17 protein-coding genes are annotated in these 17,059 nt (G+C 55.9%); 6 read left to right on the forward strand and 11 right to left on the reverse strand.

Features of this window, described 5'->3' with window-relative positions; genetic code table 11:
* Nucleotides 1-53: 53 nt before the first annotated feature.
* From H1D41_RS09640 to H1D41_RS09650, 3 genes are all read left to right on the forward strand, one after another.
* Nucleotides 54-1,388, forward strand: a complete 1,335-nt coding sequence (locus H1D41_RS09640; RefSeq protein ID WP_228848704.1) for a S41 family peptidase — start codon at nt 54-56, stop codon at nt 1,386-1,388.
* 48 nt (nt 1,389-1,436) lie between these two features.
* Nucleotides 1,437-1,925: an RNA pyrophosphohydrolase gene (locus H1D41_RS09645; RefSeq protein WP_228848705.1), complete on the forward strand. Its 489-nt coding sequence runs from the start codon at nt 1,437-1,439 to the stop codon at nt 1,923-1,925.
* A gap of 87 nt (nt 1,926-2,012) precedes the next feature.
* Nucleotides 2,013-2,531 (forward strand): hypothetical protein, encoded by a 519-nt coding sequence (locus tag H1D41_RS09650; RefSeq protein ID WP_228848706.1) that lies wholly within the window; start codon nt 2,013-2,015, stop codon nt 2,529-2,531.
* An 85-nt stretch (nt 2,532-2,616) separates the two neighbouring features.
* Here the strand turns inward: H1D41_RS09650 and H1D41_RS09655 are convergent, their stop codons facing one another.
* The 6 genes from H1D41_RS09655 to H1D41_RS09680 form a co-directional block, all read right to left on the reverse strand.
* Nucleotides 2,617-3,873 carry a lytic murein transglycosylase gene (locus tag H1D41_RS09655; RefSeq protein ID WP_394355404.1) on the reverse strand — a complete coding sequence of 419 codons (1,257 nt, stop codon included), beginning with the start codon at nt 3,871-3,873 and terminating at the stop codon, nt 2,617-2,619.
* A 98-nt stretch (nt 3,874-3,971) separates the two neighbouring features.
* Nucleotides 3,972-6,281, reverse strand: a complete 2,310-nt coding sequence (gene rnr, locus H1D41_RS09660) for a ribonuclease R (protein WP_228848708.1) — start codon at nt 6,279-6,281, stop codon at nt 3,972-3,974.
* Nucleotides 6,282-6,293: 12 nt separating this feature from the next.
* Nucleotides 6,294-6,869 (reverse strand): TIGR04282 family arsenosugar biosynthesis glycosyltransferase, encoded by a 576-nt coding sequence (locus tag H1D41_RS09665; RefSeq protein WP_228848822.1) that lies wholly within the window; start codon nt 6,867-6,869, stop codon nt 6,294-6,296.
* 26 nt (nt 6,870-6,895) lie between these two features.
* A complete protein-coding gene (locus tag H1D41_RS09670) occupies nt 6,896-7,318 on the reverse strand; it encodes a GNAT family N-acetyltransferase (RefSeq protein WP_228848709.1) in 423 nt (140 codons plus the stop codon).
* Nucleotides 7,315-8,466, reverse strand: coding sequence for a succinyl-diaminopimelate desuccinylase (gene dapE, locus H1D41_RS09675; RefSeq protein ID WP_228848710.1), 1,152 nt, complete (start codon nt 8,464-8,466; stop codon nt 7,315-7,317). Before dapE ends, H1D41_RS09670 begins: the two co-directional genes overlap by 4 nt.
* 19 nt (nt 8,467-8,485) lie before the next feature.
* Nucleotides 8,486-8,836, reverse strand: coding sequence for a hypothetical protein (locus H1D41_RS09680; protein ID WP_228848711.1), 351 nt, complete (start codon nt 8,834-8,836; stop codon nt 8,486-8,488).
* Nucleotides 8,837-8,981: 145 nt separating this feature from the next.
* On the opposite strand from H1D41_RS09680, the gene H1D41_RS09685 reads away from it, so the two are divergent.
* The gene (locus H1D41_RS09685) at nt 8,982-10,085 is read left to right on the forward strand and encodes a transporter substrate-binding domain-containing protein (protein ID WP_228848712.1); all 1,104 of its coding nucleotides are present in this window, start codon (nt 8,982-8,984) and stop codon (nt 10,083-10,085) included.
* A 61-nt stretch (nt 10,086-10,146) separates the two neighbouring features.
* Here the strand turns inward: H1D41_RS09685 and dapD are convergent, their stop codons facing one another.
* Nucleotides 10,147-10,974: a 2,3,4,5-tetrahydropyridine-2,6-dicarboxylate N-succinyltransferase gene (gene dapD, locus H1D41_RS09690; protein ID WP_228848713.1), complete on the reverse strand. Its 828-nt coding sequence runs from the start codon at nt 10,972-10,974 to the stop codon at nt 10,147-10,149.
* 187 nt (nt 10,975-11,161) lie between these two features.
* Between dapD and H1D41_RS09695 the strand changes: the two genes are divergently transcribed.
* A complete protein-coding gene (locus H1D41_RS09695; protein WP_228848714.1) occupies nt 11,162-12,007 on the forward strand; it encodes an LOG family protein in 846 nt (281 codons plus the stop codon).
* Here H1D41_RS09695 and H1D41_RS09700 read toward each other — a convergent pair.
* From H1D41_RS09700 to H1D41_RS09710, 3 genes are all read right to left on the reverse strand, one after another.
* The gene (locus H1D41_RS09700) at nt 12,004-13,101 is read right to left on the reverse strand and encodes an alanine racemase (protein WP_228848715.1); all 1,098 of its coding nucleotides are present in this window, start codon (nt 13,099-13,101) and stop codon (nt 12,004-12,006) included. The two genes, H1D41_RS09695 and H1D41_RS09700, sit on opposite strands and share 4 nt — an antisense overlap.
* Before the next feature lie 3 nt (nt 13,102-13,104).
* Nucleotides 13,105-14,319, reverse strand: coding sequence for a 23S rRNA (adenine(2503)-C(2))-methyltransferase RlmN (gene rlmN, locus H1D41_RS09705; RefSeq protein WP_228848716.1), 1,215 nt, complete (start codon nt 14,317-14,319; stop codon nt 13,105-13,107).
* A gap of 86 nt (nt 14,320-14,405) precedes the next feature.
* Entirely contained in the window at nt 14,406-14,945 is a 540-nt protein-coding gene (locus H1D41_RS09710; RefSeq protein WP_228848717.1) for an invasion associated locus B family protein, read from the reverse strand.
* A 173-nt stretch (nt 14,946-15,118) separates the two neighbouring features.
* Here H1D41_RS09710 and H1D41_RS09715 point away from each other — a divergent pair, with 173 nt between their 5' ends.
* On the forward strand, nt 15,119-16,114 hold the full coding sequence (locus tag H1D41_RS09715) for an asparaginase (protein WP_228848718.1): 996 nt from the start codon (nt 15,119-15,121) through the stop codon (nt 16,112-16,114).
* A 6-nt stretch (nt 16,115-16,120) separates the two neighbouring features.
* Here H1D41_RS09715 and serB read toward each other — a convergent pair whose 3' ends face one another.
* Nucleotides 16,121-16,990, reverse strand: coding sequence for a phosphoserine phosphatase SerB (gene serB, locus H1D41_RS09720; protein ID WP_228848719.1), 870 nt, complete (start codon nt 16,988-16,990; stop codon nt 16,121-16,123).
* Nucleotides 16,991-17,059: the final 69 nt, after the last annotated feature.

Here is a 17,059-nt window from a genome sequence, read left to right on the forward strand (position 1 = left end):
CAGGGGATCCGACGGCCCGCGACAGCAGGTCTGGCGACATACAGGACAAACTGATGAAGAAATTTATTTTTGCGGCCATTGCCGGAACTTTCGCAGGGGTTATCGCAACAACGCAGGTAACCGGCCCGCTGCTGGCGCAGGAAGCGCAACAGCAAAGCGATGTTTACGAACAGCTTGATCTGTTTGGTGACATCTTTGAACGCATCCGCAGCCAGTATGTGGAAGATGTCGATGAAGGAGAACTGATTGAGGCGGCCATCAACGGCATGCTGACATCCCTTGATCCGCACTCGAGCTTCCTGCCGCCTGCTGATTTTGACGACATGCGCGAACAGACCCGCGGTGAATTCGGTGGGCTGGGTATTGAAGTGACCCAGGAAGAAGGCTTTGTCAAAGTCGTGTCGCCCATGGATGGCACCCCGGCCGATGTTGCTGGCATGGAAGCCGGTGATTTCATCACCCATGTGGATGGTGAAAGCCTGCTGGGCCTGACCCTGAATGAAGCTGTTGAACTGATGCGCGGGCCTGTTGGGTCTGAAACAGTGATCACCGTGGTACGTGAAGGCGTAGATGAACCTTTTGACGTATCCATCATCCGTGACACCATTCAGCTGACAGCCGTCCGCACCCGCACCGAAGGATCCACCGTGGTTCTGCGTGTGACCACTTTCAACGATCAGACGTATGACAATCTGTCCGAAGGGCTTGCCAAATCGGTTGAAGAACTGGGCGGCATTGAAAATGTGAACGGCTTTGTTCTGGATCTGCGCAACAACCCCGGTGGCCTGCTGAACCAGGCGATTGCTGTGTCTGATGCCTTCCTGAATGCCGGTGAAATCGTATCCACCCGTGGCCGTGCCCCGGAAGATGGAGAACGCTGGAACGCCCGTGACGGCGATCTGACCGAAGGCCTGCCCATTGTTGTTCTGATCAACGGTGGTTCTGCATCTGCTTCTGAAATTGTCGCTGGTGCCCTTCAGGATCACCGCCGCGCGATTGTTGTCGGCACCCGCAGTTTCGGCAAAGGTTCTGTTCAGACCATCATGCCGCTGCGTGGCGATGGGGCCATGCGCCTGACCACTGCGCGCTATTACACACCATCCGGTCGTTCTATTCAGGCGCTGGGTGTCTCCCCGGATATCGTCGTGGAACAACCGCGTCGTGATCCAAACGCCGAAGCTGAGGAAGAAACCCAGGGGTTCTCCCGTACAGAAGCAGATCTGCGCGGCAGCCTTGATAATGATTCCATCAGCGAGGATGAGCGTCGCCTTCTGGAAGAAGAACGCGCCAGAGTAGAAGAGGCCGCACAGCTGCGCGAAGAAGATTACCAGCTGGCCTATGCGATTGATCTTCTGACAGGTCTGCGCGCACTTAGCGGCAACGACTAAAACAATGACCGGCGGGCAATCCCCGCCGGCACCACCACAGGACCAAACATGACCCCTGAAGAAATCTCCACCCTTCCCTATCGCGAAAATGCAGGTGTGATCCTTATAAATAAGGATAACCTGATCTTCGCAGGCAAACGCATTGATAACCCCGGCAACGCCTGGCAGATGCCTCAGGGTGGGGTTGATAAAGGCGAAGATGTGCGCGAAGCCGCATTGCGGGAACTGGAAGAAGAAACCGGCGTCTCACGCGATCTGGTCACCATCGAGGCCGAAACAGCAGACTGGCTGACCTATGAATTGCCCCATGATCTGATCCCAACGCTCTGGAAAGGCAAATACCGCGGCCAGAAGCAGCGTTGGTATGTGATGCGTTTTCACGGCGAAGATTCCAATGTCGACATCCAGAAAGACCATCCGGAGTTTTCCGAATGGGCCTGGATGACCCCGGACGCCTTGGTGGAACATATCGTTCCGTTCAAACGTGATATTTATGTCGCGCTGTTTGACGAATTTGCCACGGTTCTGCGCGGATAATCGCTGGAATCAACCTGACCATTTCGTGATCTGGCCCGCCGCTTTGGCGGGCTTTATTCTGACCAGGTACCGTCCCCGGAGTCACGAATGCCGTCTTACCGTTTTCTGTTGTCTGCTGCCGCTGCAGGGTTTCTCTCCTGCACCCAGGCGCTTGCGCTGGATTGCCAGGCCACAGGTATGGATCCCTTGTTAAGCCAGGAACATCTGTCCAACTACATCGTGGTTCAGGGGGATGTGTCGATTGCATCGCAATATAAGATCCCACAGACCCGTTTTGGCAGTTTCATCTGGCACCGCTTCCGCCGCGAACGCGTTCGTCTGCACAACTGGCAGGGACATCTGACCGGACAAGTCATCGGGGCCAACGGGGCGCAGCAAGATTTTGATCAGGTCATCACGTACAGCCTGATTTGCGATGAACACGGCAGTTGCACCGGTGATCTTGAGGTGCGCAGGCAGCTTCTGAAAGATCGCCTGATGTTCCTGCAGCCTTCTGAGGATGGTGGGTATGAACTGGTGATCAGCAGTTGTGGCAGTCATGAATTTGACGCAAACGACGAAAACCTGACACGCGCCCAACAATGCCTGGATGCCGGTGGCTGCTGACCTCGCCACAAAATAACCGCACCAGAGACTGTCGGGAGCGGTTACAAAATGTCAGCGAAATACCCGCAAATGCGAACAGCCGGTTTTAGCGTCCGCGCAGGCGACTCAGAACGTCCTGTGATGCAAACCCATCCGGCGTCACACCAATACTTTCCTGATAGGCACGAATCGCGGCGATCGTATTTGGCCCGATGATCCCGTCTGACCCATCTGTGTCAAAGCCAGCCCGCGTCAGGCGGCGTTGCAATTCGCGTTTCTGACGGAAAGACAGCGGTGCATAGCCACGTGGCCAGCTTGCCTGAATGGCAGGGCCACCAGCCAGGCGATCCGCCAGATGCCCGACGCCAATCACATAAGCATCCGCCGCGTTATAACGTTCGATCACGTGGAAATTGTCGAAGATCATAAAGGCCGCGCCCTGGGCACCACCCGGCAACAAGATTGAGGCACGCCCATGATTCGGCACAGCCTGACCACTAATGTCACGTACCCCCATTCCAGCCCATTGCTGTGGGGTCTTTTTGATGCGTTCGCTGGTCTGGCTGTAATCAAAGCCCTGGGGCAGAACAACTTCTACGCCCCATGGCTGCCCGAAGGTCCAGCCATGGCGTGCAAGATAGGACGCGGTAGACGCCAGCGCATCCGTCGGATCATTCGACCAGATATCACGTTTGCCATCGCCGGTGAAATCCTGGGCGAAAGCCAAATACGACGTCGGGATAAACTGCGTATGCCCCATGGCCCCGGCCCAGCTGCCGGTCATATTGCGGGCATTCACATCACCGGCCTGAATGATCTCAAGCGCGGCGATCAACTGCGCCTCAAAGAACCGGCCGCGTCGCCCGTCATAAGCCAGGGTCGCAAGCGCCGAAATCACCGGCGTCTCCCCACGACGTTCGCCATAGGCGCTTTCCAGTCCCCAGACCGCGGCGACGATTTCTTTCTCAACGCGGTAATGATCTTCGATCCGTTCCAGCACATTGCCATGACGGCGTAGGGCACGCTGACCGTTGCGAATGCGCGGTTCAGACACAGCGCCGTCCAGATATTCCCAGATCTGCTTGGTAAATTCCGCCTGATTGCGGTCCCGCGCAATCACATCATCCAGATACCGCACATTGCGGAACGCCGCATCGAACGTGCGCTGGGAAATCCCGGCAGCCCGGGCCCGGCTTTCAAAACCGCGAACCCAGCGATCAAGTCCGCCTGCGCTGACCTCAATGGGGGTCATTTCCTGGCTCATGATGCCTCCACCTATCGAAACTTCTGTCACGCTGCTGCCACCGCCAGCGGCAAAAGCCCCCTGCGCTGCCAGCGTCATGCCTGCTATAAAACTAATAATCCGCACGTTTTTCACCTGATTTACTGCCTGTTTTTCAGACAGAGTACCCAGGACATCCACAAAGGGAAAGCGCCTGACGAATCAGGCGCTGATCCCGGCTATTTCTTGCGTTTGCGCACCACTTTGCGTGCTTTTTTACGTGCTGGGGCTGTGCCAGGGGTCTTGCCGGATTTGCTTTTCGGCTTTTTCCCGGATCGCTTGCTTGAAAACGACCGGCTGCCGCGCCCGCCACGTCCACGTGGCAAAGGCTGACCATTCAGCGCCAGCAATTCGACAACCAGACCGCCGGTTACCGGAATCGCCTCTGCCAGGCGCACCGTCACAGCCTGACCAATGCCCAGGCGCAAGCCACTGTTGTCACCGGTCAGGCTTTGATCATCGGCATCAAAATGGAAATATTCCTGCCCGATCGTCGCCACCGGCACCAATGCATCTGCGCCGGTTTCCTCAAGCCGGATAAAGGCGCCAAAACGTGCAATGCCGGAAATCTTACCTTCCAGTTCATTGCCCACACGTTCCGACAGAAACGCCGCCAGATAGCGATCGGTTGTATCACGTTCCGCCGTCATGGAACGCCGTTCTGTTTCGGAAATCTGCGTGCCGGTTTCGCGCAGGTTTTCTTCATCAAAGGGTGACATCCCGTCAAACTTATCCGCGGCCCCTTCCCATTTATGGCCGGAAATCAGCGCGCGATGCACCAGCAGATCCGCATAACGGCGAATGGGGGATGTGAAATGTGCGTATGACCGCAGGGCCAGGCCAAAATGCCCGAAATTATCCGGCCCATAATAGGCCTGTGTCATGGATCGCAGAGTAGAGATATTGATCAGTTCCGCATGATCCGTGTCCTGCGCCTGATTCAGCAGGCGGTTCAGGTGTGCGGTCTTCAGGACCTGCCCTTTTGCCAGCGTCAGGCCCGAGGCCTGGGCCGTTTCACGCAGGGCATCCAGTTTCTCTTTGTTCGGCTCTTCATGCACCCGGAACAGCAGGTCCTGCTTGCGGGCAATCAATTCTTCCGCGGCGGCGACATTGGCCAGCACCATGAATTCTTCGATCAGCTTATGCGCGTCCAGACGTTCGGCAAAAGCAACCGATTTCACTTTGCCATCCTCATCCAGAATGATCTTACGTTCCGGCAGATCAAGTTCCAGCGGCTGACGGGTATCGCGCGCCTTCAAGGTGGCGTGCCAGGCGGCGTAAAGAGGCTCTAACACAGGGGAAAGAAGCTCCGCACAGCGATCATTCGGATTGCCATCCATCGCCTGTTGTACTTCCTGATAGTTCAGGGAGGCATGCGATTTCATCAGCGCACGGGTGAAACGGTGGCTGATCTTATTGCCCTCGGCATCAAGCTGCATCCGCACAGCAATACAGGCACGATCCACCCCTTCATGCAGGGAACAGAGATCCCCGGACAAACGATCCGGCAACATCGGCACTACGCGATCGGGGAAGTAAGATGAATTGCCACGTTTGCGGGCTTCACGATCCAGTTCAGATCCGGGCGTCACGTAATGCGCTACATCGGCAATCGCGACCCAGACGATGTGACCGCCGGGATTTTCCACGTCACTATCCGCATGGGCAAAGCAGGCGTCATCATGGTCACGTGCGTCATGGGGATCGATGGTGATCAAAGGCATATCGCGCAGATCTTCGCGCCCATCCAGCGGGGCAGGTTTTGCAGCATCGGCCTCTGCCACGACTTCGTCTGGGAAGGCATCAGGAATGCCATGCTGGTGGATCGCGATCAGGGACACAGCTTTGGGCGCGGTCGGATCGCCAAGGCGATCAACAATACGCGCGGAAGGCAGGCCCATGCGGGATTTCGGCCCGGTGCGTTCTGCTTCAACCAGTTCGCCGTCTTTTGCATCCAGCGTCGCGCCGGCGGGCACTTTCCATTCTTTGTCAGACCCTTTTTCAACCGGCACAATCCGCCCGCCTTCATGGCCACTGCGGTAAATACCAAGGATTCGCTGCGGATTAGAGCCTATTTGACGAATAAGCACGCCGTTATAAGCGTAATCTTCACCCTCTGTCTCCTGGAGGCGTGCCAGAATACGTGCGCCTTTCGCCAATGCGGGTGTGTCAGGCTTTTCCAGCATCAGAACGCGGGGCGCAGCATCTTCACCCTGCCAGTCGACAGGATAGGCAAACAGATCGCCATCCGCATCCGGTCCTTCGACCTTCAGCATCGCAACAGGCGGCAGCTTATCCGACTCACGATAGGTCTTTTTGCGTTTGCGCAGATGCCCTTCCGCTTCCAGTTCTTTCAGGATGCGTTTCAGGTCAATACGGGCAGCCCCTTTGATACCAAAAGCGCGGGCAATATCACGCTTGGCAGTACGGGCGGGGTTTTCGGAAATCCAGTTCAGGATTTCCTCTTTAGAAGGAATACGCGTTGTCATGCGCCTGCCCTATCACGCCCCGCGCGATTTAGCGAGAGCATGCAGATCGGCCACCGTATCAACATCGCGCAACGTGGTGATCTGCGCGGTTTTGTGATCCGGCAGGGTGGCCATGGTATCGGCCAGCGCGTGTTCGGTAGACCAGCGCACCTGTTCAAACAGCTTTGGCGGCACCGGGCGCATACGTTTCAGGCCAATCAGCCAGTACCCGCCATCATCCGCAGGGCCGAACACTGCGTCATGATCGCCCAGCGCCTTAAACGCCTCAGCGATGCGGGTGCGGTTGATGCCGGGAATATCTGCGCCGATGATGCACATGGGGCCAGGCGCAATGCTGTGAAATTGGCGCGCCATGCGGTCGCCAAGATCACCGCGGCCTTGCGGAACGCGGGGCAGATCTGCGGGCCAGACGCGGCTTTGCAATCCTTCCTGATCGGGCGCAATTGCCAGGATCAGATCCCAGCGCGGGTCGCGCAGGCGACGGATCAGAGCAGCAGATTGGTGACGAAACCACCAGGCAGAACGTGTCAGGCCAATGTCGCGCCCCAACCGGGTTTTCACGCGGCCCGGATGTGGTTCTTTCAGCATCACCACAAGGCGCGGGCGGTATGAAATCACAGGGTCAGTTCCATATCGCGGTGATCAATTCCCGCATCATCATAGACCGGACCAAAGGCGGTGAAGCCCAAAGCCTCATAAAACGGGATTGCATGGCATTGAGACCCTAATACAGCGCTTTTCACACCATCTAAGGCGCGAAGATGTTCCACGCAGGCTTTGATCAGTGCGGCACCTGCCCCAGCACCGCGCCCTTCTTTCAGAACGCAAACCCGCCCGATCTTGCCCGCGTCCCCTTTCAACAGAATGCGCGCACAGCCAATGGGCAGGCCTTCTTTTTCCGCCAGAAAATGCAGGGCCTCGTTGTCTTTGCCATCGACTTCTTCCGCCTCAGGCACCGCCTGTTCTTCGATAAACACTTTGCGGCGCAGCTGGTGGCAGGTGGCGATATCCATGGTCTGGCTGATGATCAGGCTCATGCGAAATAATCCTTCAGAATACGGGAATAAATGCCCTTCAGCTGGGTGATTTGTTCGGCTTCCACCCGTTCATCCACCTGGTGCATGGTTTTGCCCACAAGACCAAATTCGACAACGGGGCAATGGGCACGCACAAAACGTGCATCCGACGTGCCACCAGATGTGGACAGCACCGGATCAACCCCGGTTTCATCCTTCACAGATTTTGCGACCAGATCAGACAGCGCACCGGGGGGCGTTATGAAAGATTCGCCGGTGACTTTGGTCTTCAATTCCAGTTCAACGCCTGTCTCTGCCTCGATCACTGCTTTCTCGCGTTCAAGCCAGGCAATGATCAACGCGGAAGTCTGCACATCGGAAAAGCGAATATCAATCGCGCTGCGGCATTGTGCGGGGATCACGTTGCTGGCGTCATTCCCGGTTTCAATCGCAGTGACCACCAGCGTTGTCGGATCAAAATGATCACTGCCCGCGTCAATCTGATGGGACGACAGGCGATCCACCAGACGCGCCATGGCCGGCAGCGGGTTCAGGGCGCGATGCGGATAGGCGGAATGACCCTGCTTACCGCGCGCGGTGAAATGTGCCTTCAGCGATCCACGACGGCCGATCTTGATCATCTCGCCCATTTTATCCGGGCAGGTGGGTTCGCCGACAAGGCAATCAGTCATGACTTCGCCCTGCGCGCCCATCCATTTCAGGATTTCCGTGGTGCCATGCAGCGCCGGGCCTTCTTCATCGCCAGTGATGGTGATCACCACTGCACCATCGGGCGGTGTGTCCTGCACCAGATCAATCGCTGCCGCGACAAATGCTGCCACGCCGGATTTCATATCTGTCGCACCACGCCCCTGCATAATGCCATCGACAACTTCGCCGCTGAAGGGATCGAAGCTCCAGGCGTCTGCATCACCCACAGGCACAACATCGGTGTGGCCGTTAAAGCCGAAAGACCGGTTTGCGCCCTTTGCACCCCAGCGGGCGAACAGGTTGCAGGTGCCTTCGACATCAATGCGCGTACATTCAAAGCCCGCCGCGTTGAGCATATCTTCAAGCAGCACCAGCGCGCCGCCTTCCACAGGCGTAACAGAGGGGCATTTGATCAGGTCGCCGGTCAGTTTAACGGGGTCAATCGGGGTATGGGCCATGTGATTTCCTTACAGAAACTTAATGCGCGGGCTTGCCGTCAAAGAATGGGGTCATCTGGGCGACAATGACGGAATTTTCATCCAGCGCGCGCTGCATCAGTTCGCGTTCGTCTTCGCCAATCTCATGGCCTTGCTCAATCCGTTCATCCAGTGTGCCGTATCCCGTCACATCCAGCGGCGCCATATCCGCCTGTTTCAGGATCGCCACGGTTTCGCGTACGGCTTCGGCTTCATCCACGCCAGAAGCATAACACATCAGTGCTGCGCCGTCCGCGCCATCGGGCAGACCGTCACCGTCTTTACGACCAACTTCGACCAACAGCGTATAGACCTGCTGCGGCTTCTTTTCTTTTTTCTCTTTAGTGCTCATCGCCTGCCCTTTCTGCGATGCTGGGAATATCACATTCGCTATGCCTGGTTTCGGCAAAAATATCCAGTCTCAGGTCAATCTTTCCTTTACATTCCTGCGTTTCGGAACTTTTAGTAACCTCACCATTTTCGCAGGATAGAACACAATGAGGCAACAATCCTCAACCTTGTCCTTCCTGATCCGGAAACTGGTTCTGATTTTTTTGTTATGTGTAAACTTTCCTGCTCAGGCTCAGAACCCGGACAGTCAGATCAGTTCTGACGGAACATTGCGCTTCGCCACGGTGGAGCGCCCACCCTTTGCTATGCATACAGGGACAGAACCCGCAGGCTTTTCAATAGACCTGATGCGTGAAATCGCAACTGAGATGAAGTTGCGTGTTGAGTTTCACCCCTATGGCAGCTTCAGTGAAATGTTCGAAGCCGTTCAGAGCGGCGCGGCGGACGGGGCCGTTGCCAATATCTCAATCACGTCCGCGCGCGAACAGATCCTGGATTTCTCACAGCCCATTATCGCTTCGGGCCTTCAGGTTATGCTGCATGATGATAACCCCGGCAGCCCTGTTTTTGAGGCCATCTTCAACCTTGATATTCTCTTCGCAATACTTGCCGCGTTCGGCCTGCTGGCGCTTGGCGGCCTGGTCATGTGGTATTTTGAACGTAAAAGTCAGCCTTACTTTGATCGCCCGATGGCAGATGCTTTCTTTCCGTCGTTCTGGTGGGCTCTGAACCTGGTTGTAAACGGGGGCTTTGAAGAACGGGTGCCGCAATCCCGGCCGGGGCGCGTGTTTTCCGTCATTCTCGTTATTTCGTCTCTGTTCATCGTCTCAGTATTTGTCGCGAAGATTACTGCTGCGATTACGCTTGGCGCAATCACAGAAGAGATCAACTCACTGTCTGATATCGAAGAACACCGCGTTGCAACCACCGAAGGTTCAACCGCATCCGATTTTCTGACCACGCGTGAAATCCAGCATTTCACAACGAAAGACTACACCACTCTTATCACCGGGTTTGAAAACCGTGAATTTGACGCCATCTTCTTCGATCAGCCGATGCTGTCCTGGTATGTACGAAATCAGCCCCCCGGCAAAGTACGCCTGCTGGACCGGGTCTTTCATCCGGAAAATTACGGCATCGCCCTTAGTCAAAACAGCCCGCTGCGTGAATCTGTCAACCGCGCCCTGCTGACCATCCGGGAAAACGGGCGGTATGACGCCATTTACACGAAATGGTTTGGCGTTCGTTAAGATAAAAAACCGCCAGATGATCATCACCCGGCGGTTTTAAATTCAACTTTTGATCTGTGGATCAGTCGCGCAGCAGATCGTTGATAGATGTCTTAGAACGGGTCTGCGCATCCACGCGCTTTACAATGACAGCGCAGTAGAGGTTCACACCGTTTTTGCTTGGCATGGAACCCGCAACAACCACGGATCCGGATGGTACTTCGCCATACATGACTTTGCCGGTTTCACGATCCACGATCTTGGTGGACTGGCCGATAAACACGCCCATGCCCAGAACGGACCCTTCGCGCACGATGCAGCCTTCGACAACTTCGGAACGCGCACCGATGAAACAGTTGTCTTCAATAATGGTCGGGCCAGCCTGCATGGGTTCAAGAACGCCACCAATACCAACGCCACCGGACAGGTGCACGTTTTTGCCGATCTGCGCGCAGGAGCCAACAGTCGCCCAGGTGTCAACCATCGTGCCTTCACCCACATAAGCACCGATGTTCACGAAAGACGGCATCAGAACCGCGCCAGGGGCAACAAAAGCAGACTTACGCACAACACAGTTTGGAACAGCACGGAAACCCGCTTCTTTCCATTCCGCATCGCCCCAGCCTTTGAACTTGCTGTCCACCTTATCCCACCAGCCTGCACCCTGTGGGCCGCCTTCGTGCTGTTCCATATCTCTGATGCGGAAGCCCAGAAGAACCGCTTTCTTCGCCCATTGGTTCACATGCCAGTTGCCGTCTTCACGTGGTTCGGCAACGCGCAACTTGCCACTGTCGAGCGCGTTCAGCGTGTCTTCGATCGCATCGCGCATTTCACCAGTGGTGGCAGAATTGATGGAATCGCGCGCGTCCCACGCGGCCTCGATGGCAGTTTCAAGCTGTGCATTAGACATGGTTTCAGGCTCCCGGAAGATACAAAGTTGGCGCTTCTTACCCGAAGATACCCCCTGCGTCATCCTCAGTTTACGACGCCAGCGAAAACAGGCGCGTCGCAATGTGTTGAAAACAGGTGACTGGTATTCGATCGGATCTGGCTGTAGCTGTTAAAACAAACAAATTTCACGCAAGGAAACGCGATTTATGAGTGATAAGAACCCAAAGCACCCGATGCGCCACGCCCATCAGGATGTGGAAAAAGCAAAAGACATTCCGGATACGCCGCAAACCCGTGCGCCCGCTTATCGCCTGGCCTTTTCCGACGAAGATTTCATGTGTCAGCCGGCCCTGCGCCCGGTGCGCCTGCAGCTGGAGCTATTGAAAACCGAAATGGCCATGGAAGAACATGGCATTGAAAGCACCATCGTGATGTTTGGCGGCGCACGTATTCCAGAACCCGCGAAAAAAGACACAGCTCGCACCCAGACGCTTGCCGATCTGTCAGCCTTCTATGACGAAGCCCGTGAATTTGCCCGCCTGATGACCCTGCGCAGCATGGAAAGCAACGGGCGCGAAGATGTGGTTGTCACCGGTGGTGGCCCTGGCGTTATGGAAGCGGGCAACCGGGGCGCTGTCGATGCTGGTGGTGCATCCATCGGGTTGAACATCGTTCTGCCGCACGAACAGGCACCAAATGAATATGTGACGCCGGAGCTGTGCTTCAACTTCCACTATTTCGCGATCCGCAAGATGCATTTCCTGATGCGTGCGAAAGCGGTTTGCGTCTTCCCGGGTGGTTTTGGCACGCTGGATGAGTTGTTCGAAGCCCTGACCCTGATCCAGACCGGCCGTATGGATCGCGTTCCCTTCCTGCTGTTTGGTAAGGACTTCTGGGAAAAGATCATCAACTGGGATGCCTTGTCAGACGCCGGTACAATCGCCGCCGAAGATCTGGACCTGTTCCAGTTCGTTGACAGCGCACAGGAAGCGATTGATGCAATTGACGCCTGGGGCGAAAACCACGCACGCGACGCGCTGCCTGGTCGTTAAGACCAGCCGTCACAACGGTCCCAGATTTCACCGTTTGTGACATGGAACCGGCCATAACCACCTGCCGATGTCAGGCAGGCATGGCCGGGCAGAATACGGACCTGGCTGCCGATGGGCAGCCGGGCGAAATCATCGGCGTTGTTCACATGCACCGTGCCATGTTCCTGATGCACACCATCAATCCGCAGGTTCAGAGGGGCAAGACTGTGTGGGTCACACAGCAGCCCATACCCCGCATCCGGCATGTGGTTTTGCGTACCGATATCTTTTGACATAGCCAGCGCACCTGCATCCACCGTCAGCACACCAGCTTTGCGATTGTGCCCAACAACCGTTGCCAGCACAGTGATCGCCAGATCATCCAGGCTGCACATATTGCGCCCCACCTGGCACAGATCCCAGACCATATAGATCCCTGCGCGCACCTCAGTGATGCCTTCAAGGCTATTGGTATGCAGCACTGTCGGCGTGGAGCCTATCGAAACAACCTCAACCATGATCCCAGCCGCCTGGACCTGTTCGGCAGCACGCACAGCGGCGCGCACCTCATCCTCAGCGATCTGCTGCACGCGGGTGATCTGATCGGTGGAATAGGAATGGCCTGCGTGGCTCATGATGCCTTTAAAGTTTGGGCCGAGAATCTGCGCGATTTCGAGGATCGCGCCATCGTCACAATCAATCCCGCCGCGATGCTCACCGCAGTCAACTTCGACCAGAACCGGACAGGACAACCCGCGATCGACAATCGCCCGGGCCATATCAACGGAATCGACCGACAGAACAATTGTCTTTCCGGTTTCTTCCTGAATGCGCTCGACACGGGCGAATTTATTGGGCGTAATGCCAACCGCATACAGAATGTCGTCAAACCCGGCGCGCGCGAAATATTCGGCTTCCTGCAGGGTTGAAACAGTGACCGTACCCATCCGGCCGCCCGTGGCGATCTTGGCAACTTCGGCAGATTTTGCAGTCTTCAGATGCGGGCGCAGAGTCACGCCCATATCCGCGCAACGTGCAATCATTTTCGTCGTGTTAGATGTCAGCCTGTCAATATCAAGGATCAGGGCAGGTGTCTCTAACGTGGCGAAATTCATGATTTATCCCTTCAGGCCAGTTTCCGCCGCGATTTGTTTACGGCTTTTGCGGGCACGTTCTGTTTCTGATTTCAGCTGCCCACAGGCCGCCATGATATCTTCCCCACGCGGCTTGCGCACGGGCGAAGCATAACCAGCCTGATAGATGATCTCAGAGAAGGCGCGGATGCGGTTGTTTGAAGACCGCTCATAAGGCGAACCGGGCCATTCATTAAACGGGATCAGGTTCACTTTGGCGGGGATCCCTTTGATCAGTTCCACCAGACGGTGCGCATCTTCATCCGTATCATTCACGCCCTTCAGCATGACATATTCAAAGGTAATGCGTTCGGAATTCGACGCTTTGGGATAGCTGCGCAGCGCCTCAACCAGTTTTTCCAGCGGCCAGCGTTTGTTGATCGGCACCAGAACATCACGGACTTCATCTGTCGTCGCGTGGAAGGAAATCGCCAGCAGGCAGCCGATTTCTTCAGCCGTGCGCGCCATTTCAGGCACGACGCCGGATGTGGACAGGGTGATGCGACGGCGTGACAGGGAAATACCTTCGGGATCCATCGCGATCTTCATCGCGTCACGCACGTTTTCAAAGTTATACAGCGGCTCGCCCATACCCATCAGAACGATGTTCGACAGCTTGCGTTTCGCTTCGTCATTCGGGTTGCGGCCAGGTTCGGGCCATTCATCCAGATCATCGCGTGCCACCATCACCTGACCGATGATTTCACCGGCAGACAGGTTACGCACCAGTTTCTGGGTACCCGTGTGACAGAAGGTACAGGTCAGCGTGCAGCCGACTTGCGAAGAAATACACAGGGTGCCGCGATCTGTTTCGGGGATATAGACGATCTCTACTTCATGCCCGCCCGCGATGCGCACCAGATATTTGCGTGTACCGTCTTCCGATACCTGACGGGTGATCACTTCCGGTACGCGGACTTCGAACTTTTCAGCCAGCATCGCGCGGAAAGGTTTCGCCAGATTGGTCATATCATCAAAGGACCGCACGCCTTTCTGATAGATCCACTGCCAGATCTGCCCCGTGCGCATCTTTGCCTGTTTTTCAGGTGTGCCCGCTTCGATCAGCGCGGTCCGCATCGCGTCACGGGTCAGCCCGACCAGATTGATCAGGTCAGATGGCGCCTCTTTGCGCGGCACGGTCAGCATATCAGGTGTAACAGCTTTCGCTGCTGCGGGGGCGGCTGGTTTATTGTCAGACATCACTGGCTCCGATGAAACAAGGATGCCTCATAACGCAAAAAAGGGGCAATGGAAACATGCCCCTTTCAATTCCGATCGCCGTGAAATCAACCGCCGCAGCGTGTTTCGGCTTCTTCAACTGCTGCGGTGAAGCCCAGCAGAGAGAATGTATCTTTGGTAATGGTGCCACGGCCAGAGCGTGCTGTCAGAAGGGCCGATGCGCCGCGCTTCATTGCAGTGATGATCCGGGCGTCATCCCCCGGGCTTGCGGCCCAGGCGTTTTCGCCGGTTGTGAACAACTCGAACGTATTGCCGCTGATATCCAGCTGCACGGTAGATCCGCTGGCAAAAGGATAACCACCGGTGAAAGACACCTGACCAGCAACGCTGGAAGATGGGTTCCAGGTGACAAACATCAGGATCTGACCACGACGCACGGCTTTCGGGCGACCATCGGAATCGGTGTTCACAGTTTCTTTCGGGCCGGAAACCGCCCAACACTGTGTCGGATCGTCGTCAACAAAGACGCTCCAGTCCGTTTGCGCGGCCACGCGATTGTCAGTGGTTTCCTGGGCATAAGCGCCCGTCACAACACATGCTGCCAGTGATGCAGCGCCAATAAACCCGCGAAAAACAGAAGATTTCATGTTGAAACAGCCTCCAGCTGTGTTGCCTCTTTGATGTCAGCGACCCGTTATTTCCGGATCTGCGCATCTCATTTACCCGATAGCTTTACACTAATCAAAAAATGCAGTTGTTTGAAACCCCAATTTCCGCCGGTCCTGGCGAAAAACTGCGCAGCTTTACCCGGAGACAACCAATGACAGCACCTGAAATTCTGACAGAGATCTGGCGTGGCGACATTCTTGAATCTGTTCACACCGGCCATGCGGTGATTTGTGACCACAAAGGCGATATTGTAGAAGCCTGGGGCAACCCCGATCACATCACCTACCCCCGATCATCCTGTAAAATGATTCAGGCCCTACCCCTGATCGAAAGCGGTGCTGCGGATGCTTATGGTCTGAATAGCGAACACCTGGCCCTGGCCTGTGCATCACATCAGGGGGCCGCTATCCATACAGATCGGGTTTCTAAATGGCTGTCTGGTCTTGATCTGGGCGAAAGCGATCTGCGCTGCGGCGCGCAGGAACCAGCCGACATTCCGGCGCGCAATGCCCTGGTGAAAACCGATGATTCGCCCTGTCAGTACCACAACAACTGTTCCGGCAAACATTCAGGTTTTCTGACCTGGAACAAACATATGGGGCATGGCGCAGATTATCACGATCCATCCCACCCCCTTCAGGTCGCGATTAAGGAAGCTTTCGAAGATGTGACCGATGAAAACACGCCGGGTTATGGCATTGATGGCTGTTCCGCCCCGAACTTCGCAACCTCTGTTGCGGGGCTTGCGCGTTCTATGGCGTTCTTCGCTGGTGCTTCAGAAGATGGATCGGCGCGGGAAAAAGCGGCTTTGCGCCTGCACCGTGCGATGGCGACACACCCGGAACTGGTCGCAGGTGAAACCCGCGCTTGTACCGAACTTATGCGTGCCATGGATCATAAAGTAGCCATCAAAACCGGGGCGGACGGTGTTTTCACCGCGATTATTCCTGAGAAAAAACTGGGCGTGGCCCTGAAGATTTCTGACGGGGCGACACGGGCGTCGGAATGCACGATTGCCGCGATCCTTGTGAAACTGGGCGTGCTGGACCCGGCCCACCCGGCAACACAGAAACGCCTGAACGCGCCAATCCTGAACTGGAACAAGGTCAACTGCGGCACAATCAAAGCGGTAGATTCCCTGAAATAGGGTCTTTTATTCGGTAAAATCAGATTTCTGATAGCCCTGAAGATACAGTAGGGCTGTCAGATCCCCGTGGTTGATGCGCACGTCGCATTCCGCCTGCACAGACGGTTTCGCATGGGCGGCAACACCGGTGCCCGCCAGATGCAACATTCCCAAGTCATTTGCACCATCCCCAACCGCAATCACATCAGCAGGCGCCAGGCCCAGACGTGCGGTGATTTCGTTCACAGCAGTGATCTTTGCCTCGCGCCCCAGGATCGGCATTCCGACCGCACCGGTCAATGCGCCATCCGCATGCAACAGCGTATTTGCACGGTTTTCATCAAAGCCCAGCTCCCCCGCCACATGCGCTGTGAAATCGGTAAACCCACCAGAAACCAGCGCCGCATAACCACCGTTCGCCTTCATCGTTTGCACAAGCGCCCATCCGCCTGGAACAAGCGTGATACGATTGGCCAAAACAGTGTCTATTACGGCGATTTTCAACCCTCTCAGCAAAGCAACACGTTCTTTCAACGCATCTTCAAAATCAATCTCGCCATTCATCGCGCGGGCTGTGATTTCCACAACCTGATCACCGATCCCAGCCTCGGCAGCCAGTTCATCAATGCATTCCTGCGCGATCATTGTGCTGTCCATATCCGCGACCAGCACAGATTTTTTCCGGCCCTCCGTTGGCTGCACAACCAGATCAACGGACAGTTTCTGAAGTTCTTCCCAGACGTCCCAGCGATTGTCCGGCATGGCGGGAATATCAAATTCCGCCGCCTCTGCCGCAGACAACCAGCGCAGCTCAGATCCGCCCCAGGCGCTTTGAATGCTGCCCGCCAATACGGGATCCAGCATTCCGGGTTTTGCGATCATTGTGGCTGTGAACATGGGGCACCTGTCGTATCTGTCATCTGTTTGGCCGCATAACGACAATTTTTTGCTTGCGCCAGAAAAAAA

The sequence above is a fragment of the Halocynthiibacter styelae genome (genome assembly GCF_016123485.1).
Classification (GTDB): Bacteria; Pseudomonadota; Alphaproteobacteria; order Rhodobacterales; family Rhodobacteraceae; genus Halocynthiibacter; species Halocynthiibacter styelae.

Excerpts from the sequence above, each read along its gene's own strand:
- H1D41_RS09640 (WP_228848704.1), top strand. The coding sequence starts at position 54 with ATGAAGAAATTTATTTTTGCGGCCATTGCCGGAACTTTCGCAGGGGTT.
- H1D41_RS09645 (WP_228848705.1), top strand. The coding sequence starts at position 1,437 with ATGACCCCTGAAGAAATCTCCACCCTTCCCTATCGCGAAAATGCAGGT.
- H1D41_RS09650 (WP_228848706.1), top strand. The coding sequence starts at position 2,013 with ATGCCGTCTTACCGTTTTCTGTTGTCTGCTGCCGCTGCAGGGTTTCTC.
- rnr (WP_228848708.1), bottom strand. The coding sequence starts at position 6,281 with ATGACAACGCGTATTCCTTCTAAAGAGGAAATCCTGAACTGGATTTCC.
- H1D41_RS09665 (WP_228848822.1), bottom strand. The coding sequence starts at position 6,869 with ATGCTGAAAGAACCACATCCGGGCCGCGTGAAAACCCGGTTGGGGCGC.
- H1D41_RS09670 (WP_228848709.1), bottom strand. The coding sequence starts at position 7,318 with ATGAGCCTGATCATCAGCCAGACCATGGATATCGCCACCTGCCACCAG.
- dapE (WP_228848710.1), bottom strand. The coding sequence starts at position 8,466 with ATGGCCCATACCCCGATTGACCCCGTTAAACTGACCGGCGACCTGATC.
- H1D41_RS09680 (WP_228848711.1), bottom strand. The coding sequence starts at position 8,836 with ATGAGCACTAAAGAGAAAAAAGAAAAGAAGCCGCAGCAGGTCTATACG.
- H1D41_RS09685 (WP_228848712.1), top strand. The coding sequence starts at position 8,982 with ATGAGGCAACAATCCTCAACCTTGTCCTTCCTGATCCGGAAACTGGTT.
- dapD (WP_228848713.1), bottom strand. The coding sequence starts at position 10,974 with ATGTCTAATGCACAGCTTGAAACTGCCATCGAGGCCGCGTGGGACGCG.
- H1D41_RS09695 (WP_228848714.1), top strand. The coding sequence starts at position 11,162 with ATGAGTGATAAGAACCCAAAGCACCCGATGCGCCACGCCCATCAGGAT.
- H1D41_RS09700 (WP_228848715.1), bottom strand. The coding sequence starts at position 13,101 with ATGAATTTCGCCACGTTAGAGACACCTGCCCTGATCCTTGATATTGAC.
- rlmN (WP_228848716.1), bottom strand. The coding sequence starts at position 14,319 with ATGTCTGACAATAAACCAGCCGCCCCCGCAGCAGCGAAAGCTGTTACA.
- H1D41_RS09710 (WP_228848717.1), bottom strand. The coding sequence starts at position 14,945 with ATGAAATCTTCTGTTTTTCGCGGGTTTATTGGCGCTGCATCACTGGCA.
- H1D41_RS09715 (WP_228848718.1), top strand. The coding sequence starts at position 15,119 with ATGACAGCACCTGAAATTCTGACAGAGATCTGGCGTGGCGACATTCTT.
- serB (WP_228848719.1), bottom strand. The coding sequence starts at position 16,990 with ATGTTCACAGCCACAATGATCGCAAAACCCGGAATGCTGGATCCCGTA.